This window comes from Frigoribacterium sp. Leaf186 (assembly GCF_001423905.1).
Lineage (GTDB): Bacteria > Actinomycetota > Actinomycetes > Actinomycetales > Microbacteriaceae > Frigoribacterium.
The window spans coordinates 883,873-908,635 of the sequence record NZ_LMPQ01000010.1 but is presented as its reverse complement, the minus strand read 5'-3'; the positions used below and the strand labels follow the sequence as shown (position 1 = coordinate 908,635).

Sequence of the window (24,763 nt, the reverse complement as noted above, 5' to 3'; positions counted from 1 at the left end):
GCGGTGCCACGGACGGCACACCCCACGTGTCACGGAGGACCCCTTGCTCATCGCCCCACCTGCGCTCGACGCCGACGTCGTCGACCTCGCACCCGTCTCGACCCCCCTGGTGTCGGCCGCCGTGGACCGCGAGTCGGAAGACGCCCTGGACGCCGCGCGCGCCTCCTCGTCCCCGGCCGGACGGGCCGACGGCGGCCTCGGCTTCGACGACCTGGCCCGCCTGCTCAACTCGTTCCGGTTGCTGATGCTGAACCACTCGCGCGTGCTCGACCACCAGGGCGACCTGTTCGGGCTCGGCGACACCGACATCCGGTTCCTCTTCTACGTGTCGGCGACGGGGGACTCCGTCACCCCGAAGCGGGCCGCCGACTACCTCGACCTCTCGTCGGGCGCGATGACCAACCTCGTCGACCGCCTCGTCGACGCCGGCTACCTCGACCGACGGCGCAACCCCGACGACCGTCGCAGCGTCATCGTCAGCCGCACCCCGCGCGGCGTCGAGGTCACGGGTGCCATCGCCGCCGTCTACGGGGCCGCCTTCGCCGAGGTCGTGCCCGCCTCGCAGCACCGCGTCCTCGCCGACACGCTGCTCGACCTCGGCCAGGCCTTCGACCGCCACGGGGTCGGCTCGCTCGAGGGCGCGCACGCCGCGGCCTGAGCCATCGCACCGTCCGGACGGGACGGGACGACGACAGCGGCGACGACGACGACGACCGACCTACGGGATCAGGCGTCGCAGCCGTGCGGCGTCGGCCAGGTCGGCCCGGAAGCGGTCGAGCGTCGAGAGCGTGTAGAGCCCGTCGATCTGCTGGTCGACCCAGAGCTGGTGGATGCGCTTGAGGTCGGCCTGCCGGCTCTTCCAGCCGATGCCGTCGATGACGGCCATGACGGTCTGGCGGGGCAGGCGGACGTCGGCCATCTCCTCGATCTCGCGGACGGCGTCGGTGAGCTTCGACCCCGTCGAGTCGAAGCCCTTCGCCGCGACGACGATCGCCGGTTCGTCGGCCGACGGGATCACCAGGTCGCAGGGAGCCGTGCGGTTCGCCCGCCCGGTGAAGCGCGTGCGCGTGCCGCAGGCGAGCCCGAGGTCGCGGGCGATGGCCTCGATCTCGTCCTCGAGCCGCCGACCCGACACCCCCGCCCTGATCGCCGAGGCACGCGTGCCGGCCCGCGCCGCGAGCAGGTCGCCGAAGTCGTACGTGCGGTGTCGCTGCGACGCGACCAGGCGCACGAGCTCGAACTCGTCGTCGAGGTGGGCGACGAGGTCGTCGGCCCGCCCGCGGGCGAGCGTCAGCCAGCTCGGGGTGTCGAAGGCGTGCCGTAGCGAGTTGCGCAGCTTCTCCTGCGACAGCCCCACGGCGAGACCGAGCGCCGGCACCCACGCCGGGTGCTGACGGGCCCACTCGGCGAGGTGGTCGCGGTCGACCACGGGCAGCTCGCCGAGGCTCGCCGCGGCCCGGGCGAGGTCGGTCGCCGCGGCCGAGGGCGCCGTCGGATCGACGTGGGCGGTCATGCGGCCGAGCGAGGCCACGTACTCGTCGAAGGTGGGGATCGCCACGGTCAGTCCCTCCCGACGAAGACGTACTCGGTGGCCGCCGTGCGGGTCGCCGCCCGGTGGGTGCCGAAGCTGTAGGTGTGGTCGACGACGCGCACCTCGACGTGCGGCTTGACGGTGCGCATCAGCTGCTCGATGCGCTCTCGGGTCGGCACGGCGTTCGACGAGTACGACAGCACGAGGGCCCCCGCGTCGGCGAACTGCTCGAAGGTGCGCACGAGCGCGTCGTCGACCGTGCGCGGGTAGGCGAACGGCGTGAAGAGCTTCGCGATCTTCTTCGTCTTGGTCTCGGTCATGATCGTCTGGCCCCGCCAGTAGACGGCCAGCCCCTGCAAGAAGTGGTAGCGCTTCATGTAGTCCGCGTCGTCGCGAGGAGGCGCATAAGGCGGATCGAGGTACACCAGGTCGGCGGGTGGTCGCCTCAGGTCGGCCACGTCGCCCTCGACGGCCTCGTGCGCGAGGCCGTCGTCGAACACGGTCGAGCCGTAGGCCCGGACCGCCGCCCGGAACTGCTCGGCCATGGTCAGCCGCAGGTCGCGGCGACCGTCGTCGTACCGCGAGCCCGTGAAGGTGAAGACGCCGCGCGGCTGCTTGCGGGCCGCGGCCAGCACCAGGCCGGCGATCGCCAGGTCGCGCTCGGCGCCGCCCAGGCGGTCGACGTGCGACCAGGCCGAGTCGAGGAAGGCCCGGTCGTCGGCCGAGAAGAAGACCCCGTCGAAGGTGCGCCGGACGAGGTCGCGGTCGTCGGCGGCCGGCCCGCAGATCTCGTCGACGAGGTCGTCCGACAACGTCGTCGACCCGTTGATGACGGAGGCGCGGGCGATGACCGCGGGGAACGCCAGGAAGTCGTTGCTCACGACCCGGCGACCCTGCGCCTTCATCAGGTACGAGACGACGCCCGACCCGCTGAAGGCGTCGATCGCGCTCGAGGGCCGAGCCGCGCCTCCCGGGCCCTCGGGGTCGCCGGTCGGCACGGGCGCGACGCTCGAGAAGACGTCGTGCAGCACGGGCAGCAGCGCGTACTTCGAGCCCATGTAGCGCAGGCGGGGGAAGGCCGCGACGCGGGCGGGCACGGCGGTGGTGGCCTCTCTCGCGGCGGAGGGCACGAGCTCGACGGTCACCGGGCAAGTCTGCCCCACCTCAGCCGTCGGTCGGGCTCCAGGCCTGGGTGTCGAGGTCGACCCGCGAGGCGTGCGGCACGTTGCCGGTCGTGGTGCCGGCGATGCGCAGGCTCTCTTGGCGCAGCTCGAGCTGGGCGACCACGAGGGCCGCGAGGTCGGTCAGGTTCGCGACCTGTTCGTCGCTGGCCGTGCCCGGCTCGCGGTCGATGACCGAGAGGGTGCCGATGGTGTGGCCGTCGCGGCGGGTGAGCGGGACGCTGACGTAGAACCGCATGCCGAGCGGCCCCGTGACCAGCGGGCTCGAGGCGACGCGACGGTCGGTCGCGGCGTCCTCGATCACGAGGGGCTCCGACGAGTGCACGGCCCCCTGCGAGAGGTCGATCTGGCGCGCGACGTCACCGACCGCGGGGTCGTAGTGCGTGGTGAACCAGGTGCGGTCGTCGTCGGTGACGGTCGCCAGGGCGATCGGTGCCGAGAAGAGGCGAGCCGCCATGGCCGTCACGCGGTCGAGGGCCTCGTTCGGCAGGGTGTCGAGCACCTCGCTGTGGTCGAACGGCTCGGTGTCGCCGCCGCGCGTCGAGCCGTCGCCGACGGAGAGGTCGCCCACGCCGTCACGGTAGTCGGTGGTCTCGGTGATCACGACGTCGCGCATCAGCGCGACCAGTTCGGCGCGGGTCGGACGCTCGGCCGGGTCGCGTCGGGTCATCGCCCCGAGCGCGTGACGCCAGTGCTCGGGCAGCGGGTCGGGCAGCACCGGGTCGCGCGACAGGCGCGCGACGGCCGACTCGACGAGCGACCCGGGGAACTCCCGTCGGCGGGTGAAGCACTGCAGCAGCACGAGGCCGAGGCTGTAGACGTCGCTCGGCGGGCCGACCTCGCCGCCCACGGCCTGCTCGGGGCTGAGGTAGGCGGCCGTGCCGGTCGTGACGCCCTCGGCGGTGAGCCGTTCGACGTCGTCGGTGAGGGCGATGCCGAAGTCGGCGAGCTTGGCCCGGGCCCGCGCGGCCCCGTGGTCGCCGTAGTCGACCAGCAGGATGTTCGACGGCTTGATGTCGCGGTGCACCACCGAGTGGCCGTGGATGTAGTCGAGCGCCTCGGCCATGTCGTAGCCGATCTCGGCGATGTGGCGCGGGGCGAGGGCGCCGTGCCGCAGGCGGTCCTCGAGGTTCAGCCCGGCGATCAGCGGCATCACCAGGAAGCGCTGCGGACCGTTCGGCCCGTGCTCGACGCCCGCGTCGAAGAGGCCGACCAGGCCGTGGTGCTCGAGGCTCGAGAGGACGCCGAGCTCGGCCTCCTGTCGGGCCGGGTCGACCATGGCGCTGTGGAAGACCTTGATCGCGACCGTGCGGTTGAGGCTCTCGTCGACGGCCTTGTAGACCGTCGCCATGCCACCACGACCCACGACGGACTGCAGGCGGTAGCGCTCGGCGAGCACGCGGTCGAGCGCGTCGTCCTGCTGTGGCGCGGCCATCGCCTCCCCCTCGTGACTGGTGTGGTGACCATCCTGTCGCATGAGAGGCGTCCCCGTGACGATCGCATCGATGACGATCCGGTCACGACCGCACCCCCCACGAGGCCCGGCCGGGCGATCGCCACCTTGTGATGCCCTGGGAGAACGTCGCCACCGGGAAGGGAGCGAGCCGACCGCCGGTTGGGTTGCACATGACAACGTACGGAATCATCGGAGCAGGCAACATCGGCAGCCAGGTCGCGCGGGCGGTCATCGCCCACGGCCACGACGTCGTGATCAGCAACTCGCGCGGGCCCGAGACCCTCGCCGACCTCGTGGCCGACCTCGGCCCGAAGGCCCGGGCGGCCACCGCCGCCGAGGCCGGTGCGGCCGGCGACGTGGTCGTCGTCACCGTCCCCCTCAAGAACCTCGACCAGGTGCCCGTCGAGCCGCTCGCCGGCAAGACCGTGATCGACACGAACAACTACTACTTCGAGCGCGACGGTCACATCCAGGCGCTCGACGAGGGCACCGACACGACCGCCGAGATGCTGCAGCGCCACCTGCCCACCAGCACGGTGGTCAAGGGCTTCAACCACATCGAGGCGAAGGACATCACGACCGACGTCGCCCCCGCCGGCACCGCCGACCGCCGGGCCCTGGCGACGTCGAGCGACTCCCCCGAGGCCGTCGCCCTGATGACCGACCTCTACGACGAGCTGGGCTTCGACACCGTCGACGTCAGCCCGCTGTCCGAGAGCTGGCGCGTGGAGCGCGACCGCCCGGCCTACGTCGTCCGCCAGACGAAGGACGAACTCGTCGCCAACCTCGCGAAGGCGAACCGGGTGCCGCAGGCCTCGTGACCCGGCCGGGCGGTGACGCCCGCTGACGAACGCGACCCGCGCCTCCTGCACAGGAGGCGCGGGTCGCGTCGTCCGCCCCGAAGGTGCGGTTCAGAGCACCCAGCAGCGGTAGGCGGAGCCGGTCACCGCCCGTTCGCTCGTCACGAGCGAGGTCGTGTAGGTCTGGGTGTGGGCGTCGACGGCGGGCAGGTCGACGACCTTCCAGCCGACGACGGCACGGTTCTCGTTGAGCGCCTGCACCGCGCAGCCGACGTCGGTGCCGCGGGCGACGTTGATCGTGTACTGCACGTCGACTGCGTCGTCACCGGCGACCGTGAACCCGTAGTGACTCACCTCGAGCTCGGCCGAGTCGCCGTCGAAGGCGACGAGCACGACCCACGCCGTCACCACGAGGGCGACGGCCGCTCCGGCGACGAGGGCGACCAGTCGCGACCGCCCGGCCCGACCGGGCCGTCGCCCGTACCGGTCGTCGAGGCGCGCGGCCGGGTCAACGCGGGCCGGATCGGTGGTCTGCATGCCGACCAGGTTAGGAGGCGCGGGCTCCAAGGAACATGGACGCGGGCCCCCGGCGCCACGGGCCTCGCGACGCCCCAGGGCGTTCGGGCCTAGGCCCCGTCGATCTCGAACAGCATCGACAGGTCGATGGGCTCGGTGGGAGCCAGCTCGAGGGAGGTCTGGTCGTCGTTCACAGGAAGAGCCCGTTGCTGAGGAAGAGGGCGGCGACGAGGCTGGCGCTCGCGCCCACGGCGGCCGTGGCGATGACGAAGAGGGTCGCCTGGCGCTCGGTCTCGCGGACCTCGGAGAAGGGGCTGCGGCTCTCGTCGGAGCGGCGACGCGACGGGGTGAGGAGTGTCATGGTGTGTCCGTTTCTCGGCAGCCCTGTGCTGTCTGCCGGTGTTGCTGGTCTCAGGGGACCGCGGCTCGGGAGCCGCGGTCCGCACCGCCCGTGAAGTCGGTACACACGAATGAAACCATGGGGTAGCTAGACCTTCTAACTACATCGGCGTGCAGTTCGCATTGCGGACAACGTGCGCGTCGCGGCCGTCCACGGCGCCTCCGACGGCCCGTCGATTAGCCGTTTTCCGATGCGTGCCCCACGATGGGGGCCTGTCCTCTTTTCGGGGGACCACCAGACTGGCTACGGTCTCAGGACGAGACCGTCAGGAGCCGCGCCTCCTGCACCGCACGGATTGCGAACACTCATGCCCCTGGTCGAACCCCCGACCCCCCGCCGACACGGCCGCCTGATCGCGGCGGTCGTCCGGGCCGCGAAGCCCCTCTTCCGCCTCCACCTCGCCCTCTACCGGCGCGAACTGGCGCGAGCGCCGTTCCCCCGCGACGCCCGCCGCACCGTCATCGAAGGCCCCGACCCCGTCCGGCTGCTCTTCGTCGGCAGCATCGCCGTCGAGGGCTTCGGCGTGCTCGACCACGACCTCACCTGTGCCAGCCAGACGGCCCGGCTCGTCGGCTCGTCCCGAGGTCGCGGCGTCACCTGGCGCGAGGTCTCGGCGCCCGTGCTGACGGCTGCCGAGGCCGCGCGCATCGACCTGCCCGACGAGCCGGCGGACGTCGCCGTGGTGCTGCTCGGCATCTGCGACGTGCTGCTGGCGACCGAGGGCGACTCGTGGGAGGCCGACCTGCGCCGCCTGGCCGACCGCGTGCGCGGGACCGCCGGCCCGGACTGCCGGATCGTCTACGTCGGCATCCCGCCGATGGCCGAGTTCCGACCCATCCCCCCGGTGGCGAAGCGACTGCTCACGACGCAGATCGAACGCCTCAACGCGCTGACGGCCCGGGTCGCGCTCACCCTGCCCGGGGCATCGTGGGTGCCGTTCCCCGAGTGGTGCTCCGAGGGGCTGTACCACCAGGAGCTGCTCTCGTGGTCGACCATGCACCGGCGTTGGGGGCAGGCCATCGCGCCGGCGGTCGTGTCGTCGCTCGGCCACGCCGAGACCGCCGACGAACGCTGCGGCAGCGACGCCGGCCCCGGCGTCCCGGCCTAGGCGCCCCGGCCTAGGCGCCCCGGCCTAGGCGCCCGAGCCCGCCAGGCTGCCGACGCGCGTGGTGCCGTACGTGTAGAGGTAGCAGACGACCGACCGCTCGCCGTCGTCCCAACCCTTCTCGGTGGGTGCGAGCACGCCGTAGTCGACCAGCGACTCGTCGTACGACGCCCCCACGTAGTCGGCGAAGGCGGCGTCGCACTGCGCGGAGGCCTCGTCGAAGACCTCGAGGCCACCGGGGAACTCCCCGCCGTCGAGCTCACCGACGAGGTACGCCTCCTCGTCGTGGGCCTCGTCGCACGAGGCCGTCTCGACGTCGCCCGTGCCCTCGCGACCGAGGTCGCCGACGGTGAAGCAGGTGCCGACGTCGAGACCGTCGACGCCGGTGACGCCCGAGAAGTCGAGGGGGTAGAGGTAGTCGCCGTAGACCGCGTCGGAGCCGAACCACGTGGTGGGGTCCTCGTCGCCGTACGTCGAGCCGTCGCCGTAGCCGGCCTCGTAACCGGCCACGCCGCCGGCGAGCGACAACCCGCCGAGCAGGCCGGCACCGCCACCCACGACGAGCGCGACGACGGCCGTGCCCACGATCCCGACGATCCACGGGGTCCTCGAGGGCTGCGGCGGCAAGGCCGGCAAGAACGCGGGAGGCGCGGCGTAGGGGTCGTGGGCGGCCCAGGCCTGGGTGGGCGCCGGCGTCGCGAACGGGTCGTGCGGCGAGACGCCCGGCTGCGGCTGGGGCCAGGCACCGGACGGCTGCTCCTGCGGCTGCGGCTGCTGGGATTGCGGCTGCGGCCAGGCACCGGTCGGCTGCTCCTGCGGCTGGTCGGGCACGCCCGGCTCGATCGGTGTGCTCACGGTCGTCCTCCTTCGTCGACCGGGCCGTCGGGTCGGCGGGTCACGCCGGATCATATCCAGCGCGGGGCGACCCGATCGACCCCCTGTCCGGGCAGACGATCGTGATCCGGTTGCCCACCCCGTCGGCCTGACCTACACTCGATTCGTTCGAACACACGTTCGAACGAGCAGGAGGACGACATGAGCACGCAGACCACCCATGAGCCCGTGGCGCTCTGGTTCGAGCGCGACCTGCCCGCGCGGCTGGTCTGGTCGTGCCGGCGGTGGCGCGTGACCGACACCCCGACCGAGCTGCGGGTCGAGCCGGCCGTCACGCCCGACTTCATCACGCACCCGCCGCGTCGGTTCGTCGGCTGGCGGTTCCAGGCCACCGACGACGACGGCACGACGCACATGTTCGAGGTCGTCCTCGGCGCCGACGGCGGCTGGGTGCTGGGCCGCGTCTACGACTGAGGGGCGGGGCCGCCCGCCCTGTCCTGCGAGCGCCGATCCTGACGAGCCCTCGAGATGATCTTTTCTCAGTCGACCGGATGACCTTTCGCAACGAGCAGGTAACGCCGCCACCACGGGGCCGAACGCGCTCGTACGGTGGGGTCATCGAACCCCACGACGTCACGGTCGTCGGGGCTCAGGGGCGGGCCGTCGGTTCGCACCACGACCGACTCGTACGAGGGGGAACACCATGAAGAGATCCGTGCTCACGGCACTGGTCCTGCCGTCCGCGATCGCTGTGATGCTGAGCGGGACGGCACTGTCGGCGCAGGCGGCGCCGGCCGCGCCGACCAGCGCGGCGGCGACGGCGACACCCGCCGAAGGAGGCGCGGACCAGGCATCGACGTCGGCTCCCGTCACCGACGAGGCACCTTCCCCGACCGAGGCCTCGTCGGCCCCGGTCGAGGCCGCGCCCGCCGACCCCGCTTCCCCGTCGACGCCTGCTCCCGCAGACGAGGCGACCCCGGCCGACGACGCCGCCGAGACCCCTGCCACGGACGACGCGCAGGCGCAGGCTCCCGGGCAGGACGAGGCCCCGGCGGGCCAGGCCGCCCCCGAGACGACGACCGGTGCGGACGACGTCGTCGGGATCGCCGCCGCGACCGAGCCCGGCACGGTGACGATCTCGGGCGACACCGAGGTCGGCGACCTGCAGACCGCCGTGACCGAGGGCTGGCCCGACGGCACGACGTTCACCTACCAGTGGACCCGCGACGGTTCGCTCGTCGAGGGCGCCGTCGCCGAGACGTACGTGCTCACGCGTGCCGACGCGGGTCACGTCGTCGAGGTCGCGGTCACGGGCACCGGCCCGGAGGCCGACGACGAGCCGACGACGGTCACGAGCGACCGCCGCGTCGCCGCCGGGGTGGCGCCGACGTTCACCTCGCAGCCGGGCACCGACCTCACCGTCGTGGCCGGACAGCCGTTCTCGTTCACGTGGACGGCCACCGGCGACCCCACGCCCGGCGTCTACATGACCGCCGCCCCGAGCACGCTGGTCGCGACCCTCCCCGCAGAGGCCACCGCCACCGAGGGTGCCGGGTTCCTGACGATCGCCGGGACGACCACTCAGGTCGGCCGGTATTCGTTCGGCGTCACGCCCCTCAACCCCGTCGGCATCGGCGAGCTCCTCGTCGTCGACCTCGAGGTCGTCCCGGCACCGGTCGCGGGCATCGCGGTGCTGACGACAGGGGAGTACGACGGAGACGGCGAGTACGGCACCGCCTCGTCCCTCGACGGAGACAGCACGACCCTCGTCGTCAGCGACGGCGAGACCGCCTCCGTCGGCGTCTACTTCGTCGACGAGTTCTTCAACCCCGTCTCGCCCGAGGGCTACCCCGCGCCGGCCGACTCCACCCTCGTGACGTCGAGCGGCCGAGGTGACGTGGTCGGCGCGTCGGAGTACGGAGCCCCGGCGGTCACCTTCCACGGCCCCGGTTCCCGCTCCCTGACCGTCACGCTCGCGGGCTACACGGCGGTCGTGCCCGTCGAGGTGAAGGCCACGGCAGCCGTCGTGCCGGCGGGCACCGACGCCAGGCCCGTCGCCGCGTCGGGCCACCTCGCCTACACCGGAGCCGACGGCACCGGAGTCCTGCTCACCCTGGCCGGCGGCCTGCTCTCGGTGGGTACGGCCCTGACCGTCGTCCGACTCCGTCGCCGCGTCCGGCTCTGACCACCTGACACCGAGCAACGACCGAGGGCCCGTCGTCCCCCCAGGGAGCGACGGGCCCTTCGTCGTCCCCGAGCCCTCCTCGCCCTCGGGGAAGGACGACCTCGCCTGCCGACGCGACCGGCTCGCCCACCGTTGCCGCGCCTCCGAGTTTGTGCCATTGTTAGGACAATTGCTCCTCACCTGGAAGTTGTACAGAGACGTATGAACCAGTCCATCGCCCGCACCCTTCGTCCGGCCCACCGATGAAGGCCTCCGTCGCCGGAGCCCCGGTCAGCTTCGGCGTCTTCGAACTCACCCCCGAGGGCGCGGACGTCGTCGGGCCCGACGAACTCGTCGACGTCCTGGCCGAGAGCGGCTACGCCGGCGTCGACCTCGGGCCCGTCGACTACCTCGGCCGGGGCGACGAGCTCCGCGCACGACTCGCCCGCTCGGGCCTCGAACTCGCCGGCGGGTGGATACAACTGCCGTTCTCGGATGACGAGGCCTTCGAGGCAGCGCTCCCCCAGCTGGACGCGACGCTGCGCCTCTTCGCCGAGGCCTGCGAGGACGGGCCCGCGCGGCTGCCGTTGCCGACCCTCGCCGACGATGGGTCCGACGCGCGCCGCGCCGGCCCGGGCCGCGGCGCCACCACCGACCCCCTGGACGAGCGCCGGTGGGCGACCCTCGCCACCAACGTCGAGCGCGCCGTCGGCGTGACGCGGGCAGCAGGCTTCGAACCGACCTTCCACCACCACGCGGGCACGTTCGTCGAGTCGCCCGACGAGATCGACCGGTTCCTCGGAGCGGTCGACGTCGGCCTGACCCTCGACACCGGGCACCTGGTGATCGGGGGCGGCGACCCCGTGCTCGCGATCGAGCGCTGGGGCGACCGCATCAACCACCTGCACCTCAAGGACGTCGACGTCGCCGAGCTCCGCCGGGTGCTGCGCGAGGGCGGCGGGATGCGCGAGGTCTGGTCCTCGGGCGCCTTCGTGGCCTTCGGGCAGGGCGACGTCGACCTCGACGCGGTCATGACCGCCGTCGACCGCCGGGACTACGACGGCTGGATCGTCGTCGAGCAGGACGTCTTGAACGGCCCGGACGCCGACCTCTCCGAGTTCCGCGCCGCGCGCGGCGCCGACCAACTCGTCAACCGCGACGCCCTGCGCGCATGGGCCTGACGCGCCTCCTCCCCCTCCCGCCCCTCGGGGCCCCACGACGCCCACGGGCAGCAAGGACGACGACGTGACCACTCCGCTCCGCTTCGGACTCATCGGCACCGGCCGCATCGGCCAGGTCCACGCCGCGAACATCGCGGCCGACCCCGAGGCCACCCTCGCCTGGGTCTGCGATCCCTTCGTCGAGGGCGCCGAGGCCGTCTCGGCACGTCACGGCGGCACCGTGACGACCGACGCCGCCGAGATGTTCGCATCGGGCGACGTCGACGCCGTCCTCATCGCCTCGCCCACCGCGACCCACGTGGACCTGCTCGGGGCAGCGCTCGACGCCGGAGTGCCCGCGCTCTGCGAGAAGCCGATCGACCTCGACATCGCGCGGGTCGACGCGCTGCTCCCCCGCGTGCAGTCCTCGGGCGTGCCGATCGCCCTGGGCTTCAACCGCCGCTTCGATCCCGCGTTCGCCGCCGCGCGTGCCCGGGTGGCCGCCGGCGAGATCGGCGAGCTCGAGCAGCTCTCGATCGTCAGCCGCGACCCGGCGGCCCCGCCCGCCGCCTACGTCGGGGTCTCGGGAGGCATCTTCCGCGACATGACCATCCACGACTTCGACATGGCCCGGTTCTTCCTTCCCGACATCGTCGAGGTGACGGCGACCGGCACGACCGTCTTCGACCCGGGTGCCCGCGAGCACGGCGACTACGACACCGCGATGGTGACTCTCCGGTCGTCCACCGGGGCCCTGGTCTCGATCACGAACTCCCGGCACAGCGCCGTGGGCTACGACCAGCGCCTCGAGGCGTTCGGCGCCGAGGGTTCGCTGCAGGTGTCGAACGCGCTCACCAGCCTCGTCAGCGTCTCCACCGCCTCCCGGGTCGAGGCGAAGCCGCCGTACCAGGACTTCTTCCTCGAGCGGTACGCCGCGGCCTACGTCGCCGAGCTGCGCGCGTTCATCGACCTGGCCCGGGGCGAGGAGTCCGCGAGCCCGACCTTCGCCGACGGTCGCGCGGCCCTCGTCCTCGCCGACGCCGCCGCCCGCTCGGCGGTCGAGCGCGTCTCCGTCGCCGTCGAGCTCTGAGCAGGCGATGACCTACCGGCTGGCGGCCTCGGCCGAGATGCTGTTCCGCGAGCTCCCCGTCGTCGACCGCGTCCGGCGCCTCCACGAGCTCGGCTTCGAGGTCGAGATCTGGGACTGGTCCACCAAGGACCTGCCCGCGCTCGCCGCCACCGGGGCGACGTTCTCGTCGATGACCGGCTACCTCGCGGGCGACCTGACGACGACCGACGGCATCGCCGAACTGCTGCGCACGGCCGAGCTCTCCCTCGCCGCCGCCGAGGTCGTCGACTCGCCGAGGCTCAACCTCCACGGCACCGGCCTCGACCCGGACGGCCTGCCGGTGCACCCCGGCGAAGCGGTGACGCCGGGCGATCGCGAACGCGCACTCGACACGCTCGCCCGCCTGGCTCGCCTCGGCGAGCGCCACGGCCGCGTCTTCACCCTCGAGAACCTCAACACCGCCGTGGACCACCCGGGCACGCCCTTCGCCCGGGCCGACGACACCCTCGCGCTCGTGAGCGCCGTCGACAACCCGGGCCTGCGCCTGAACCTCGACCTGTACCACGCGCAGATCGGCGAGGGGAACCTCGTCGAGCTGCTGCGGCGGGCGCTGCCCTGGGTCGGTGAGATCCAGGTCGCGGACGTGCCGGGGCGCTTCGAGCCGGGCACGGGCGAGATCCGGTACCCGGCGATCGCCGCCGAGCTGCGGACGCTCGGGTACGAGGGCGTCGTGGGCCTCGAGGCCTGGCCGTCCGTCGACTCCGACACGGCGCTCGAACGGTTCCGCGCCTCCTTCGCCTGACGCCGCCCGCGGCGCACCGGGCCCGAGGAGGCGCGGGTGCGGCCGCGGGGGCCGTCCTGCCCACCAGCCCGGTGCGGCAGGCACCGCGGCTCAGAGGTCGTACGTCGTGGACCCCTCGACGCGACCCACGGCCTCCCAGGCGCGTGCCCTGTCGCTGCGGACGGCCGCCTCGACGATCTCGGCGGCCGACCAGGCGTCGGCGGCGGACGGCGCCAGCTGGCGCCCCTCGAGCACCGACCGGAGGAACAGCTGTGCCTCGATGGTCTTGAGGTCGTCGAAGCCCATGCTCGTGCCGGCGCCCGGCTGGAACCGGGCGAAGTCGCCGAAACCGGGCTGGGCCATGACGGTGCGGTAGCCGCTCGTGTCGTCGGCGACCTGCAGCTCGTTCAGCCGCTGGAAGTCCCAGCGCAGCGAACCCTTCGTCCCGTAGACCTCGAGCGCGTACTCGGCGCGCGGCCCGATCGCCACGCGGCTCGACTCCAGAACGACGACGGCGCCCGAGTCGAACCGGCCGAGCACGGCCGCGTAGTCCTCGTTCTCGACCTCGCCGGTCTCTCCGCCCTCTGCGCCCTTGCTGAAGTGGCCGGCGGAGCCCGAGCCCGGCAGAGGACGCTCGCGGATGAACGTCTCGGTGAGCCCGGTCACGGACTCGATGCGCCCGACCACGAACTGGGCCAGGTCCGCCCCGTGCGACAGCAGGTCGCCCAGCACGCCCGAGCCGGCCCGCTCGCGCCGGAAGCGCCAGGTCAGGGCACCGAGGGGATCGGCCGAGTAGTCGGCCAGCAGGCTCACCCGCACGTTGGTCACCGTGCCGAGCGCGCCCGAGCGGACGAGTTCTCGGGCGCGGGCGACGGCCGGCGCGTGCCGGTAGTTGAAGCCGACCGAGGTGACGACGCCCGCGCCGGCGGCGGCGCGGGCGATCTCGGACGACTCGGCCGCCGACCGGCCCATCGGCTTCTCGATCCAGAAGGGCTTGCCCGCGGCGGCCGCGGCGATGGCCACCTCGTGGTGCAGGAAGTTCGGCGCGCAGATCGACACGACGTCGACCTCGGGGTCGGCGACCACCTCGCGGTAATCTCCGGTGGTGCGGCGGTAGCCGAGCACCGTCTCGGCGCTCCGTCGCGCGTCGGCATCCGTGTCGGCCGCGGACACCAGTTCCACGCGGACCGGCAGCTCGGGGTAGTGCTCCGCGACCGCGCGGTACGCCCGCGAGTGGAGCCGCCCCATCCATCCGAGCGAGACGAGACCCACTCCTACGCGATCCGGTGTCGACATGGTTCTCCTGACGTCGTCGGCGGGGCCCCGGTCGAGCGGGGTCGGAACGAGCCTAGCCGAATGACAGAATGTATTGACAATCATGCACCCCTCGCACATACTCGGACCCGACACCGACGTCACCCCGGACCGTCCTGCGCGACGAGCTCCGCACCGAAGGGACTTTCAATGAAGAAGCGATTCCTCGCCGGCCTCGGCCTCGCTGCAGCGACCGGGTTCCTGCTCGCCGGCTGCTCGGGAACGGGCCAGGAGACGGCCAGCCCGAACACCGGAGGCGGCGACCTCACGTTCGCCGTCGTCACCCACTCCGGCCCCGGCGACGCCTTCTGGGACCGCGTGAAGTCGGGGGCCGAGACGGCCGGAGCCGACTACGACGCCACCGTCACCTACAACGCCGACTCCGACCCCGCGAAGCAGTCGCAGCTCATCGACAACGCGGTGGCGCAGAAGGTCGACGGCATCGTCGTCTCGATGGCCAACCCCGACGGCGTCGAGGACAGCGTCAAGAAGGCCGTCGCCGCGGGCATCCCGGTCGTCACCATCAACTCGGGCATCGAGCGCTCCGCCGAGTTCGGCGCCCTGACCCACATCGGCCAGAGCGAGACCGTCGCCGGCGAGGCCGTCGGCACCAAGCTCGCCGACGCCGGCCTGACCAACGCGCTCTGCGTCATCCAGGAAGCCGGCAACGTCGGGCTCGAGGACCGCTGCTCCGCCGCCGCGAGCACCTTCGGCGGGACGATGACGAACCTCCAGGTCGACGGCACGAACGACGCCGACGTGAAGGCGACGATCAAGTCGAAGCTGCAGGCCGACCCGTCCATCGACGGGGTGCTCACCCTCGGCGGCCAGTACGCCATCGACGCGGTCGGCGCGGTCGAGGAGTCCGGCAGCTCGGCGAAGGTCGGCACCTTCGACCTGTCCGAGGACGTCGTGTCCGACGTCGAGAACGGCTCCATCCTGTTCGCCGTCGACCAGCAGCCCTACGTGCAGGGATTCCTCGGCGTCACGGCGCTCGAGCTGTACGTCACCAACGGCAACGTCATCGGCGGCGGCCAGCCGGTCTACTCCGGCCCTGCCTTCGTCACCAAGGACAACGCGGCCCAGGTCGCCGAGTTCGCCGCCAACGGCACGCGCTAGGCATCCCCGGGGGCCGGCGCGACACGCGGCAGCCGGCCCCCTCCCTTCCTCGAACCAGGAGTCACCGTTGACGACCACAGACATCGTGACGATCGCGACGAGGCCACGCCTCGAGCGTCGCCCCCTCCGCAAGATCCTCGCCCGGCCCGAGACGGGCGCCTTCGTCGCCGCGCTCGCGGTGCTCCTCTTCTTCTCGCTCTACACCCCCCAGTTCCTGAGCTTCGCCGGGGCCGGCGTCTGGCTCGAGTCGGCCTCGACCTTCGGCATCATGGCGGTCGCGGTGGCCGTGCTCATGATCGGCGGCGAGTTCGACCTCTCCGCCGGCGTCATGACCGGCTTCTCGGCGTTGATCGTGGGCATCCTCACGACGCACTACGGCCTCAGCATCTGGGTCGCGGTCGTCGTGTCGCTCGTCGTCTGCCTCGGCGTCGGTGCCGTCAACGGGGTCCTGGTCATGAAGACCGGCCTGCCGAGCTTCATCGTGACCCTGGGCACGTTCTTCGCCCTCGCCGGCATCGACCTCGCCGTCACCAAGATCATCACCGGCCAGGTCGCCATCCAGGGCATGACCAAGGTGCCCGCCTACGACTCGATCCAGCCGTTGTTCGGAGCGTCGCTGCAGATCGGCGGCGGCACCTTCTACGTCTCGGTCCTGTGGTGGTTCGTCGTCGCCGCGGTGGCCACCTGGATCTTGCTGCGCACCCGTGCCGGCAACTGGATCTTCGCCGTCGGCGGGGCCCTGAACTCGTCCCGCCAGGTCGGCGTCCCCGTCTTCAAGACGAAGGTCGGCCTGTTCATGGGCACGGCCGGTGCCGCCTGGTTGGTCGGCATGATCTCGCTCTTCCGCACCTCGACCGTCCAGGCCAACACCGGGGTGGGCCAGGAGTTCATCTACATCATCTGCGCCGTCGTCGGCGGCTGCCTCATGACGGGCGGCTACGGCTCCGCGATCGGCGCCGCCCTGGGCGCGCTGATCTACGGCATGGTCTTCCAGGGCATCACCTTCGCCCAGTGGGACACCAACTGGCTGCGGACCGTCCTCGGCGGCATGCTGCTCGCCGCGGTGCTGCTGAACAATTTCGTCAGGACACGAGCAGGAGGCGCGAGATGAGCACCGAGACCACCCCTAACCGCGCGGACGCGCGTCCCGCGGCGCCCCGTGCCGCCGTCGGCACCACGATCGTCGAGGTCCGCGACATCGGCAAGACCTACGGGGCCGTGAACGCCCTCTCCGGGGTCTCGACGACGGTCGCGGCCGGCCAGGTCACCTGCGTCCTCGGCGACAACGGTGCCGGCAAGTCCACCTTCATCAAGATGCTGGCCGGGGCACACACCCCGAGCGAGGGCGAGCTGTTGCTCGACGGCGAGCCCGTCACCTTCGCCTCGCCGAGGGCCGCCCTGAGTGCCGGGATCGCGACGGTCTACCAAGACCTGGCCGTCGTGCCGCTCATGCCCGTCTGGCGGAACTTCTTCCTCGGCTCCGAGATGACGACCGGGGCCGGTCCGTTCCGTCGCCTCGACGTCAAGGCGATGAAGCAGATCACCTTCGAAGAGCTCGCCCGCATGGGCATCGACCTCCGCGACGTCGACCAGCCGATCGGCACCCTGTCGGGAGGCGAGCGTCAGTGCGTCGCCATCGCCCGCGCCGTCTACTTCGGAGCCCGCGTGCTCATCCTCGACGAGCCGACGGCCGCCCTCGGCGTGAAGCAGTCCGGTGTCGTGCTCAAGTACATCGCGCGCTCCCGCGACGAGGGCCTCGGCGTCGTCTTCATCACGCACAACCCGCACCACGCGTACCCGGTGGGCGACCGGTTCCTGCTGCTCAACCGCGGCACGAGCCTCGGCAACTTCGAGAAGAGCGAGATCAGCCTGCCCGAGCTGACCGCGTTGATGGCCGGCGGCGCCGAGCTCGACTCCCTCGCGCACGAACTCGAGCGCGAGATGCCGGGCTCGCCCGTCGCGCGCGAGATGGCGGCCGACGCCTCCGAGACCGTGCCGGCGCGAGAGGGCTGAGGCCCGACTCCTGCCGATCCACCTCTGTGGAAAGATGGGGGACCACCGATCAAGAGCGGACACGATGCCTCAGGACGAGCAGCTGCTGCCTCCCGACTTCTTCCTCGGGCTCGATCGCTCCGGCCCGGTGCCGCTCTACTACCAGGTGTCGAACCTGCTCGAGAGCGCCATCCACGACGAGACGCTCCCGGCCGGTGCGCGCCTCGAGAACGAGGTGGCGCTCAGCGCCCGGCTGGGTCTGTCTCGCCCGACGATCCGGCGGGCCATCCAAGAACTCGTCGACAAGGGCCTGCTCGTGCGTCGGCGAGGCATCGGCACCCAGGTCGTCCACGGTCGCGTCACCCGCAATGTCGAGCTGACCAGTCTCTACGAGGACCTCGAACGCACGGGGCAGAAGCCCGAGACGCTGCTGCTCTCGTCGTCCGTCGAAGGCGCCGACGAGAAGACGGCGGAGTCCCTCGGCGTCGAGGTCGGCAGTCCCACCCTGCACCTCGTGCGCCTGCGCTCCGCCGACGGCGTGCCCCTGGCCGTCCTCGACAACGTCCTGCCCGAGCCGTTCGTCGACCTCGACATGGAATCCCTCGAGAGGCACGGGCTCTACCAGCTGCTGCGTGGCCGAGGGGTGACGATGCGGGTCGCGAAACAGCGCATCGGGGCACGCTCGGCCACCGCCTCCGAGGCGCGCCTGCTCGACCTGCCCAAGAGCGGGGCCGTCCTGACCATGGGGCGCACGGCCTTCGACAACTCCGGGCGGGCCGTCGAGCACGGCCAGCACTGCTACCGGCCCGACCTCTACTCGTTCGAGATCACGCTCGTCGAACGCTGACCTCGGGTCGCGAGTCGCGAGACGGGAGCCGCGAGCCGCGGCCCCTGTGCGACCGGGCCGCGGCCCGCGACGTCAGCCGAGCAGCGGGCGGCGTGCGACAGAGTGCGTGACGTACTCCTCGCGTGCCTGCTGCGTGCCGGGCAGTGTCGACGCCTCGGCGACCGGCACGTCCCACCAGCCCTCGCCGCCGGGTGCGTAGAGCAGGGGGTCGCTCTCGACGTGGATGAGCGTCGCGGTCTCGGACGCCTTCGCGGCCGCCACGGCCCTGCCCAGGTCGGCCACCGCCTCCGGACCTGCGGCGATCTCGACGGTTTCGACCCCGTAGCTGCGGGCGTTCGCCGCCAGGTCGACGGGCAGGATCGACCCGCTGCCGTCGCGATACCGCGTGCCGAAGCGCTCCGAGCCGACCGTCTCGGAGAGGTGCCCGATCGACGCGTAGCCGTGGTTCTGGATCAGCACGACGATGATCTTGATTCCCTCGGCGACCGCGGTCACGAGTTCGGTGTGCAGCATCAGGTACGAGCCGTCGCCGACCATGACGATCACGTCGCGGTCGGGCGCTGCACGGCGGACGCCGAGGCCGCCGGCGATCTCGTACCCCATGCACGAGAAGGCGTACTCGACGTGGTAGCCCAGGGCGTCGCGCACCCGCCAGAGCTTGTGCAGGTCGCCCGGCAGCGAGCCCGCCGCCTGCACGACGACGTCGCGGGGATCGGTGGCGGCCTGCACGGCGCCGATGATCTCGGCCTGACCCGGCCGCGCGAGCCCCGAGGGCTCGAAGGCGCGGTCGACGACCGCGTCCCATCCGGCCTTCTCGGCGGCCGCCCGCTCGACCCACCCGGCCGGCGCACGCCAGTCGGCGAGCTCGGTGCGCAGGGCGTCGAGGGCCTCGCGGGCGTCCGCGACGACGGGCAGCTGCGTGCCGTGCTTGTACGCGTCGAAGGCGGCGACGTTGACGTTCACGAAGCGCACGCCCTCCGCCTGGAACGCGGTCCGGCTCGCCGTGGTGAAGTCCGAGTAGCGCGTGCCGACGCCGATGACCACGTCGGCCTCGGCGGCGAGGCGGTTCGCCGCGGTGCTGCCGGTCGCGCCGACGGCACCGAGGTAGCCGGGCTGGTCCCACACCAGCGAGCCGCCACCCGCCTGGGTGGTGCCGACCGGGATGCCGGTCAGCTCGACGAGGGCGCGCAACGACTCCTCGGCGCCCGAGTACAACACCCCGCCGCCGGCCACGACGATGGGCGCCTTCGCGGCACGGATCGCGGCGACGGCGCGCTCGAGCGGACCGCGCTCGGGCACGGGCCGGCGCACGTGCCACTCCCGCGGCGCGAGGAACTCGACGGGCACGTCGAGGGCTTCGGCCTGCACGTCCTCGGGCAGGGCGATCGTGACCGCTCCCGTCTCGGCGGGGTCGGTCAGCACGCGCATCGCGGCGAGTGCGATCGAGAAGAGCTTCTCGGGGCGGTCGACCCGGTCGAAGAACCGCGACAGCGGCCGGAACGCGTCGGTGACCTGCACACTCGTGTCGTGCGGAAGCTCGAGCTGCTGCAGCACCGGGTCGGCGACGCGGGTCGCGAAGGTGTCGCTGGGCAGCAGCAGGGCGGGCAGCCGGTTCGCGGTCGCCAGCGCGGCACCGGTGAGCATGTTGGCCGCGCCCGGCCCCACGGAGGCGGTGCTCGCGAAGGTGCCGCGGCGTCGCCTCGTGCGCGCGTAGCCGACGGCCTGGTGCACCATCGCCTGCTCGTTCCGGGCCTGGTGGTACGGCATGAGGCCCGGCTGCTCGACCTCGAGCTGCTGCAGCGCCTGGCCGATGCCGGCCACGTTGCCGTGGCCGAAGATGCCGAACGTGCCGGCGACGGTGCGCTCGCGGTGGTCGCCGTCGACCGTCCACTGGTTCGCGAGGAACTCGATCAGCGCCTGCGCGACCGTCATCCGCCTGGTGGTGCCCATGTCATCGTGTCCTGTCGTCGGTGCGGCGTCGTCGCCGCGGGTGGTCGTCACGCTGAGGTCGTCGTGCGCGTGCTCGTCGTGTGGCTGGTCGTCGTGCGTGTTCGCGTGCTCGCCGTGTGGGCGGTCGTCAGGGCCGGCGCTCGTACGGGAGGCGCGGATCGACGTCCTGCCCCTCCCACGTCGCGCGGATCCACCCGTGGGCCGGATCGTCCGAGATGTGCCACACCCGCTCGGGGTCGGGCCCGGCCATGACGTTGAGGTAGTAGAGGTCGTAGCCGGGGGCCGCGACGCACGGGCCGTGCCAGCCGTGGGGCAGCAGGGCGACGTCGCCGGTGCGCACCTCGGCGAGCACGTCGATCTCGCCCGCCGGGGACGAGTAGGCGCGCACGAACCCGAACGGGTCGGCCTGCGGCGGGGCGTCGAGGCCCCTCTCGACCGCCGTCTCGAAGTAGTAGATCTCCTCGAGCCGGGACTCCTGCCCGGCCTGCAGCTCGTCGTGCTTGTGCGGCGGCCAGCTCGACCAGTTCTCGGCGGGCGTGACGACCTCGCAGACGATGAACCGGCCGGCGTCGAGCGCCTGGGGCGTGCCGAAGTTGTGCACCTGGCGGCTGGAGCGACCCGCCCCGCGCAGTTCGACGGGCACCTCGTCGCGCCGGACGTGCCTGCTCGGGTGCACCTCGTCGGTGGGTGCCTCGGCCACCGCCACCCGCCCCTCCCCCTCGATCGTCGCGGAGGCGCCGGTCGAGAGGTACAGGACGTCGCTCGGGCCGTCGAAGACCGAGGCCCGGCCCGTCAGGTGCGTGGTCTCGAGCGCACCCGAGACCCGGTGCTCGACCGTGAACGACCCCGACAGCGGCACGACGAGGCGCTCGATGCCGGCCGCGGCCAGCGAGAGCTCGCTGCCGGCCGCGAGTTCGGCGACCCGCAGCCCGGTGTGCTGCCATCCCTCGAGCTCGTCGTCGACGACGGACTCCCAGTCGCCGCGCCTCAGGGCTCCCTTCGGGAACACCCACTCGTTCTGCGTGGTCATGTCTCTCCTGCTCGTCGTGGGGCCGGTGGGCTCGGTGCGCCTCAGTTCTGCGGGAACCCGAGGTCGACGCCGCCGTGCGACGGGTCGAGCCACCGTGAGGTGATCGCCTTCTGCTGGGTGAAGAACCGGACGCCCTCGGCCCCGTGGGCCTTGGTGTCGCCGAAGAGCGAGTCCTTCCAGCCGCCGAACGAGAACGTCGCGACGGGCACCGGGATGGGCACGTTGATGCCGATCATGCCGACCTGCACCTCGTTCTGGAACCGCCGCGCCGCGCCTCCGTCGTTCGTGAAGATCGCCGTGCCGTTGCCGAACGCGCCGTCGTTGATCAGGGCGACGCCCTCGTCGTACGAGGCGACGCGGACGATCGAGAGGACGGGCCCGAAGATCTCTTCGGTGTAGGCCCGCGACGTGGTCGGCACCTTGTCGAGCAGGGTCGGTCCGAGCCAGAAGCCCGCGGCGTCGCCGTCGACCTCGATGCCGCGGCCGTCGATGACGACCTCGGCGCCGTCCTCGTCGGCGATCGCGATGTACGAGGCGACCTTGTCGCGGTGCTGCTCGGTGACGAGCGGGCCCATGTCGCAGCCGCGGCGGCCGTCGCCGATGCGCAGCGTGGCGGCGCGGTCCTTGATCTTGCCGATGAGCTCGTCCGCCACGGGCTCCACCGCGACGACGACGGAGATCGCCATGCAGCGCTCGCCGGCCGAGCCGAACCCGGCGTTGATCGCGGAGTCGGCGACGAGGTCGAGGTCGGCGTCGGGCAGCACCAGCATGTGGTTCTTGGCGCCGCCGAGGGCCTGCACGCGCTTGTGGTTCGCGGTGCCCGTCTCGGAGACGTACCGGGCGATCGGGGTGGAGCCGACGAACGAGACGGCGCGGACGGCCGGGTGCGTGAGCAGGCCGTCGACGGCCTGCTTGTCACCGTTGAGCACCGTGAAGACGCCGTCGGGCAGCCCGGCCTCGGCCCAGAGGGCGGCGAGCCAGAGGGCTGCCGAGGGGTCCTTCTCGGACGGCTTGAGGACGACCACGTTGCCGGCGGCGATGGCGATGGGGAAGAACCACATCGGCACCATCGCGGGGAAGTTGAAGGGCGAGATGATGCCGACGACCCCCAGCGGCTGCTTCGTCGAGTAGACGTCGACGCCGGTCGACACCTGCTCGGAGTACTCGCCCTTGAGGTGGTGCGCGAGGCCGGTCGCGAACTCGACGACCTCTTGACCGCGGGTGATCTCGCCGAGCGCGTCGGAGACGACCTTGCCGTGCTCGGACGTGATGATCTCGGCGAGCTCGCCCTTCTTGGCCTCGAGCAGCTCGCGGAACCGGAAGAGGATCTGCTGACGCTTCGCGAGCGAGAGGTCGCGCCAGGCGGGGAACGCGGCCTGCGCCGAAGCGATCGCCGCCTCGATCTCGGCGTCGTCGGCGAGAGCGACGTGCTTCGTCACGACTCCGAGCGCAGGGTCGTAGACGGGGGCCGTGCGGCCGGAGCTCGACGGCGACTCGCGACCGTCGATCCAGTGCGGCACGACGGGCAGGTCGGCGGCGTGGGGTTTCGTCGAGGTGTCAGACATGGTCCTGCTTCTCTTCTTCGAGGGATCAGCCGTGCACGAGCGCGGCGGCGGTGTCGACGGCGGCGACCACGTCGCCGTCGGCCGGGTACAGCAGCGTGCGGCCGACGACGAGGCCGCGGACGCCCGGGAGCGCGAGTGCGGCCTCCCACGAGCCGTAGGTCTCGTCGGGGCGGCCCGAGGGGTCGCCGCCGAGCAGCAGGGTCGGCAGCGTGGTCGACGCCATCACCCGCTCCATCTCGGGCACGACGGGGAGCTTGAGCCACGACCAGGCGGACGTGGAGCCGAGGCCCGCGGCGATCGCGACCGAGGTGACCACCGCCTCCGGCGTGAGGTCGTTCTGGACGACTCCGTCGACCCAGCGGCTGAGGAACGGTTCGAGCATGATCGGCACCCGGGCCGCCGCGGCGGCGTCGACCGCCCGCGCGGTCGACTCGAGGGTGGCCACGGTCGCGGCGTCACCGAGGTTGATCCGGATCAGCAGCTTCGCGAAGTCGATGCCCGACGCCACGATGCTCGGCACGTCGTAGCCGGTGAACCGGTCGTCCATCTCGAACGAGGCGCCCTTGAGGCCGCCGCGGTTCATCGACCCCACCACGACCTTGCCCTCGAGGGCACCCAGCAGGGCGAGGTCCTCGATGACGTCGGGCGTGCCGAGCACGCCGTCCACCCCGGGTCGCGAGAGGGCGGTGACCAGGCGGGTCAGCATCTCGTAGCGGTCGGCCATCGCGGCGGGGTCGTCGCGGACGCCGAGCGCCCCGCGGGCGGGGTGGTCGGCGGCGACGATGAAGAGGCGTCCGTCATCGGCGAGCAGCGGCCGGCGTGCACGGTCGCGCACCCGCGGCAGCACCGTCTGCGGGGCGAAGGTGCGCACGTGGCGGAGCGCCTCGAAGTCGAGCGAGAGGGCGGCGGGGGCGACCTCGGGGAGGTCAGGCGTCGACATGTGCGATGCTCCTCACGATCTCGGCGACCTCGGCGGTCGAGGGCATGGCGGTCGAGCACTCGCGGCGACCGGCGACGATCGCCCCGGCGACGTTGGCGAAGCGGAGGACGTCCCGGAGCGACCAGTCCTGCAGCAGGCCGTGGCACAGGGCGCCGCCGAAGCCGTCGCCGGCGCCGAGGCCGTTGACGACCTCGACGACGTGAGGGGGCACCTCGACCGTCTCGTCGCGGGTCTTGGCGAGCACGCCGCGCGGGCCCTGCTTCACGACGGCCAGGTCGAGACCTCGGTCGAGCAACGCGTCGGCGGCGCGGTGGGGGTCGGTCTCGCCGACGGCGATCTCGCACTCCTCACGGTTGCCGACGGCCACGCTGACGTGCTCGAGGGCGAGCGCCACCTCGCGCCGGGCCTCGTCGGGCGACGACCAGAACATCGGACGGTAGTCGAGGTCGAGGACGGTGAGCGGCGTCCGTCCGCGCGCCTCCCAGGCCGTGTGGTGGGCCGTCCGGCTCGGGTCCTCGGACAGGCCGGTGACGGTGGCCCAGAAGATGCGGGCGTCGGCGATCGCGTCGAGGTCGAGCTCGTCGGCGTGGACGACCATGTCGGGGGCCTTGGGCGCCCGGTAGAAGTAGAGGGGGAAGTCGTCGGGCGGGAAGATCTCGCAGAACGTGACCGGGGTGTTGAGGTCGGGCACCGTGCGGACGAACCGGGTCGAGACCCCCAGGCGCTCGAGCTCGCCCGACACGAACCGGCCGAAGGGGTCGTCCCCGGTGCGGGTGACGATCGCGGTGCGGAGGCCGTGGCGCGCGGCGGCGACGGTCACGTTCGCCGCGCTGCCGCCGAGGTACTTGCCGAACGTCTCGACGGCCTCGAGGCCGACGCCGTCCTGCAGCGGGTAGAGGTCGACTCCCGAACGTCCGATGGTGACGAGGTCGAGGGGAGCCGCCGTCGCGGAGGCAGTGGTGTCGGTCATACGTCGCTGTACAACTCTCTGGTCGTGTCGATCGGGCCC

24 protein-coding genes are annotated in these 24,763 nt (G+C 72.3%); 12 read left to right on the top strand and 12 right to left on the bottom strand.

All coding sequences use genetic code 11. The annotated features are described in order from the left end of the window. Positions 1–43: 43 nt before the first annotated feature. The gene (locus ASG05_RS11010) at positions 44–658 is read left to right on the top strand and encodes a MarR family winged helix-turn-helix transcriptional regulator (RefSeq protein WP_056260496.1); all 615 of its coding nucleotides are present in this window, start codon (positions 44–46) and stop codon (positions 656–658) included. Between the two features lie 60 nt (positions 659–718). Here ASG05_RS11010 and ASG05_RS11005 read toward each other — a convergent pair whose 3' ends face one another. The 3 genes from ASG05_RS11005 to ASG05_RS16615 are packed head-to-tail and all read right to left on the bottom strand — an operon-like array spanning position 719 to position 4,147. After that, complete coding sequence (locus tag ASG05_RS11005; protein ID WP_235491468.1) at positions 719–1,558, bottom strand: hypothetical protein; 840 nt, start codon at positions 1,556–1,558, stop codon at positions 719–721. A gap of 2 nt (positions 1,559–1,560) precedes the next feature. Then, complete coding sequence (locus ASG05_RS11000; protein WP_235491467.1) at positions 1,561–2,676, bottom strand: DNA adenine methylase; 1,116 nt, start codon at positions 2,674–2,676, stop codon at positions 1,561–1,563. 19 nt (positions 2,677–2,695) lie between these two features. Then, complete coding sequence (locus tag ASG05_RS16615) at positions 2,696–4,147, bottom strand: protein kinase (RefSeq protein WP_162240653.1); 1,452 nt, start codon at positions 4,145–4,147, stop codon at positions 2,696–2,698. A gap of 131 nt (positions 4,148–4,278) precedes the next feature. Between ASG05_RS16615 and ASG05_RS10990 the strand changes: the two genes are divergently transcribed. Continuing rightward, positions 4,279–4,989, top strand: coding sequence for an NADPH-dependent F420 reductase (locus ASG05_RS10990; RefSeq protein ID WP_157490187.1), 711 nt, complete (start codon positions 4,279–4,281; stop codon positions 4,987–4,989). 90 nt (positions 4,990–5,079) lie between these two features. On the opposite strand, the gene ASG05_RS10985 is transcribed toward ASG05_RS10990, so the two are convergent. Both ASG05_RS10985 and ASG05_RS16390 read right to left on the bottom strand, forming a co-directional pair. Further along, the gene (locus tag ASG05_RS10985) at positions 5,080–5,505 is read right to left on the bottom strand and encodes a DUF4307 domain-containing protein (protein ID WP_056260492.1); all 426 of its coding nucleotides are present in this window, start codon (positions 5,503–5,505) and stop codon (positions 5,080–5,082) included. Positions 5,506–5,674: 169 nt separating this feature from the next. Beyond that, positions 5,675–5,845 carry a hypothetical protein gene (locus tag ASG05_RS16390; RefSeq protein WP_157490186.1) on the bottom strand — a complete coding sequence of 57 codons (171 nt, stop codon included), beginning with the start codon at positions 5,843–5,845 and terminating at the stop codon, positions 5,675–5,677. Between the two features lie 346 nt (positions 5,846–6,191). On the opposite strand from ASG05_RS16390, the gene ASG05_RS10980 reads away from it, so the two are divergent. Beyond that, positions 6,192–6,992 carry a GDSL-type esterase/lipase family protein gene (locus tag ASG05_RS10980; protein ID WP_056260490.1) on the top strand — a complete coding sequence of 267 codons (801 nt, stop codon included), beginning with the start codon at positions 6,192–6,194 and terminating at the stop codon, positions 6,990–6,992. A 24-nt stretch (positions 6,993–7,016) separates the two neighbouring features. Here the strand turns inward: ASG05_RS10980 and ASG05_RS10975 are convergent, their stop codons facing one another. Then, complete coding sequence (locus ASG05_RS10975) at positions 7,017–7,844, bottom strand: septum formation family protein (protein ID WP_056260487.1); 828 nt, start codon at positions 7,842–7,844, stop codon at positions 7,017–7,019. A gap of 180 nt (positions 7,845–8,024) precedes the next feature. Here ASG05_RS10975 and ASG05_RS10970 point away from each other — a divergent pair, with 180 nt between their 5' ends. The 5 genes from ASG05_RS10970 to ASG05_RS10950 all read left to right on the top strand — a co-directional run bounded on the left by ASG05_RS10970 (position 8,025) and on the right by ASG05_RS10950 (position 13,018). Further along, positions 8,025–8,297, top strand: a complete 273-nt coding sequence (locus ASG05_RS10970) for a hypothetical protein (RefSeq protein ID WP_056260486.1) — start codon at positions 8,025–8,027, stop codon at positions 8,295–8,297. 229 nt (positions 8,298–8,526) lie between these two features. After that, positions 8,527–10,008 carry a hypothetical protein gene (locus ASG05_RS10965; RefSeq protein WP_056260484.1) on the top strand — a complete coding sequence of 494 codons (1,482 nt, stop codon included), beginning with the start codon at positions 8,527–8,529 and terminating at the stop codon, positions 10,006–10,008. A gap of 242 nt (positions 10,009–10,250) precedes the next feature. Then, a complete protein-coding gene (locus tag ASG05_RS10960) occupies positions 10,251–11,168 on the top strand; it encodes a sugar phosphate isomerase/epimerase (RefSeq protein WP_056260482.1) in 918 nt (305 codons plus the stop codon). Between the two features lie 64 nt (positions 11,169–11,232). Further along, a complete protein-coding gene (gene iolG, locus ASG05_RS10955; RefSeq protein WP_056260479.1) occupies positions 11,233–12,237 on the top strand; it encodes an inositol 2-dehydrogenase in 1,005 nt (334 codons plus the stop codon). Between the two features lie 7 nt (positions 12,238–12,244). Then, the gene (locus tag ASG05_RS10950) at positions 12,245–13,018 is read left to right on the top strand and encodes a TIM barrel protein (RefSeq protein ID WP_056260478.1); all 774 of its coding nucleotides are present in this window, start codon (positions 12,245–12,247) and stop codon (positions 13,016–13,018) included. A 90-nt stretch (positions 13,019–13,108) separates the two neighbouring features. Here the strand turns inward: ASG05_RS10950 and ASG05_RS10945 are convergent, their stop codons facing one another. Then, the gene (locus ASG05_RS10945) at positions 13,109–14,293 is read right to left on the bottom strand and encodes a Gfo/Idh/MocA family protein (RefSeq protein WP_056260475.1); all 1,185 of its coding nucleotides are present in this window, start codon (positions 14,291–14,293) and stop codon (positions 13,109–13,111) included. 168 nt (positions 14,294–14,461) lie between these two features. On the opposite strand from ASG05_RS10945, the gene ASG05_RS10940 reads away from it, so the two are divergent. The 4 genes from ASG05_RS10940 to ASG05_RS10925 all read left to right on the top strand — a co-directional run bounded on the left by ASG05_RS10940 (position 14,462) and on the right by ASG05_RS10925 (position 18,269). Then, on the top strand, positions 14,462–15,430 hold the full coding sequence (locus tag ASG05_RS10940; RefSeq protein WP_056260474.1) for a sugar ABC transporter substrate-binding protein: 969 nt from the start codon (positions 14,462–14,464) through the stop codon (positions 15,428–15,430). Between the two features lie 67 nt (positions 15,431–15,497). Then, a complete protein-coding gene (locus ASG05_RS10935) occupies positions 15,498–16,541 on the top strand; it encodes an ABC transporter permease (RefSeq protein ID WP_056260471.1) in 1,044 nt (347 codons plus the stop codon). After that, complete coding sequence (locus tag ASG05_RS10930; RefSeq protein ID WP_082486648.1) at positions 16,538–17,443, top strand: ATP-binding cassette domain-containing protein; 906 nt, start codon at positions 16,538–16,540, stop codon at positions 17,441–17,443. Before ASG05_RS10935 ends, ASG05_RS10930 begins: the two co-directional genes overlap by 4 nt. Before the next feature lie 64 nt (positions 17,444–17,507). Next, positions 17,508–18,269, top strand: coding sequence for a GntR family transcriptional regulator (locus ASG05_RS10925; RefSeq protein WP_056260469.1), 762 nt, complete (start codon positions 17,508–17,510; stop codon positions 18,267–18,269). A 72-nt stretch (positions 18,270–18,341) separates the two neighbouring features. Here the strand turns inward: ASG05_RS10925 and iolD are convergent, their stop codons facing one another. The 5 genes from iolD to iolC all read right to left on the bottom strand — a co-directional run bounded on the left by iolD (position 18,342) and on the right by iolC (position 24,724). After that, positions 18,342–20,219, bottom strand: a complete 1,878-nt coding sequence (iolD, locus tag ASG05_RS10920) for a 3D-(3,5/4)-trihydroxycyclohexane-1,2-dione acylhydrolase (decyclizing) (protein WP_056260467.1) — start codon at positions 20,217–20,219, stop codon at positions 18,342–18,344. Between the two features lie 127 nt (positions 20,220–20,346). Further along, positions 20,347–21,249, bottom strand: coding sequence for a 5-deoxy-glucuronate isomerase (iolB, locus tag ASG05_RS10915; RefSeq protein WP_056260465.1), 903 nt, complete (start codon positions 21,247–21,249; stop codon positions 20,347–20,349). A 41-nt stretch (positions 21,250–21,290) separates the two neighbouring features. Beyond that, positions 21,291–22,814 (bottom strand): CoA-acylating methylmalonate-semialdehyde dehydrogenase, encoded by a 1,524-nt coding sequence (locus ASG05_RS10910; RefSeq protein WP_056260463.1) that lies wholly within the window; start codon positions 22,812–22,814, stop codon positions 21,291–21,293. A gap of 25 nt (positions 22,815–22,839) precedes the next feature. Further along, on the bottom strand, positions 22,840–23,754 hold the full coding sequence (locus ASG05_RS10905) for a hypothetical protein (RefSeq protein ID WP_056260461.1): 915 nt from the start codon (positions 23,752–23,754) through the stop codon (positions 22,840–22,842). After that, positions 23,741–24,724 carry a 5-dehydro-2-deoxygluconokinase gene (gene iolC / locus ASG05_RS10900; protein ID WP_056260460.1) on the bottom strand — a complete coding sequence of 328 codons (984 nt, stop codon included), beginning with the start codon at positions 24,722–24,724 and terminating at the stop codon, positions 23,741–23,743. Before iolC ends, ASG05_RS10905 begins: the two co-directional genes overlap by 14 nt. Positions 24,725–24,763 lie beyond the last annotated feature (39 nt).

What these genes read in the sequence shown, in the direction of transcription:
- ASG05_RS16615 (WP_162240653.1), bottom strand. Translation starts at nt 4,147, where the DNA reads ATGGCCGCGCCACAGCAGGACGACGCGCTCGACCGCGTGCTCGCCGAG.
- ASG05_RS10990 (WP_157490187.1), top strand. Translation starts at nt 4,279, where the DNA reads ATGCCCTGGGAGAACGTCGCCACCGGGAAGGGAGCGAGCCGACCGCCG.
- ASG05_RS10985 (WP_056260492.1), bottom strand. Translation starts at nt 5,505, where the DNA reads ATGCAGACCACCGATCCGGCCCGCGTTGACCCGGCCGCGCGCCTCGAC.
- ASG05_RS16390 (WP_157490186.1), bottom strand. Translation starts at nt 5,845, where the DNA reads ATGACACTCCTCACCCCGTCGCGTCGCCGCTCCGACGAGAGCCGCAGC.
- ASG05_RS10980 (WP_056260490.1), top strand. Translation starts at nt 6,192, where the DNA reads ATGCCCCTGGTCGAACCCCCGACCCCCCGCCGACACGGCCGCCTGATC.
- ASG05_RS10970 (WP_056260486.1), top strand. Translation starts at nt 8,025, where the DNA reads ATGAGCACGCAGACCACCCATGAGCCCGTGGCGCTCTGGTTCGAGCGC.
- ASG05_RS10965 (WP_056260484.1), top strand. Translation starts at nt 8,527, where the DNA reads ATGAAGAGATCCGTGCTCACGGCACTGGTCCTGCCGTCCGCGATCGCT.
- ASG05_RS10960 (WP_056260482.1), top strand. Translation starts at nt 10,251, where the DNA reads ATGAAGGCCTCCGTCGCCGGAGCCCCGGTCAGCTTCGGCGTCTTCGAA.
- ASG05_RS10950 (WP_056260478.1), top strand. Translation starts at nt 12,245, where the DNA reads ATGACCTACCGGCTGGCGGCCTCGGCCGAGATGCTGTTCCGCGAGCTC.
- ASG05_RS10945 (WP_056260475.1), bottom strand. Translation starts at nt 14,293, where the DNA reads ATGTCGACACCGGATCGCGTAGGAGTGGGTCTCGTCTCGCTCGGATGG.
- ASG05_RS10940 (WP_056260474.1), top strand. Translation starts at nt 14,462, where the DNA reads ATGAAGAAGCGATTCCTCGCCGGCCTCGGCCTCGCTGCAGCGACCGGG.
- ASG05_RS10930 (WP_082486648.1), top strand. Translation starts at nt 16,538, where the DNA reads ATGAGCACCGAGACCACCCCTAACCGCGCGGACGCGCGTCCCGCGGCG.
- ASG05_RS10925 (WP_056260469.1), top strand. Translation starts at nt 17,508, where the DNA reads ATGCCTCAGGACGAGCAGCTGCTGCCTCCCGACTTCTTCCTCGGGCTC.
- iolD (WP_056260467.1), bottom strand. Translation starts at nt 20,219, where the DNA reads ATGGGCACCACCAGGCGGATGACGGTCGCGCAGGCGCTGATCGAGTTC.
- iolB (WP_056260465.1), bottom strand. Translation starts at nt 21,249, where the DNA reads ATGACCACGCAGAACGAGTGGGTGTTCCCGAAGGGAGCCCTGAGGCGC.
- ASG05_RS10910 (WP_056260463.1), bottom strand. Translation starts at nt 22,814, where the DNA reads ATGTCTGACACCTCGACGAAACCCCACGCCGCCGACCTGCCCGTCGTG.
- ASG05_RS10905 (WP_056260461.1), bottom strand. Translation starts at nt 23,754, where the DNA reads ATGTCGACGCCTGACCTCCCCGAGGTCGCCCCCGCCGCCCTCTCGCTC.
- iolC (WP_056260460.1), bottom strand. Translation starts at nt 24,724, where the DNA reads ATGACCGACACCACTGCCTCCGCGACGGCGGCTCCCCTCGACCTCGTC.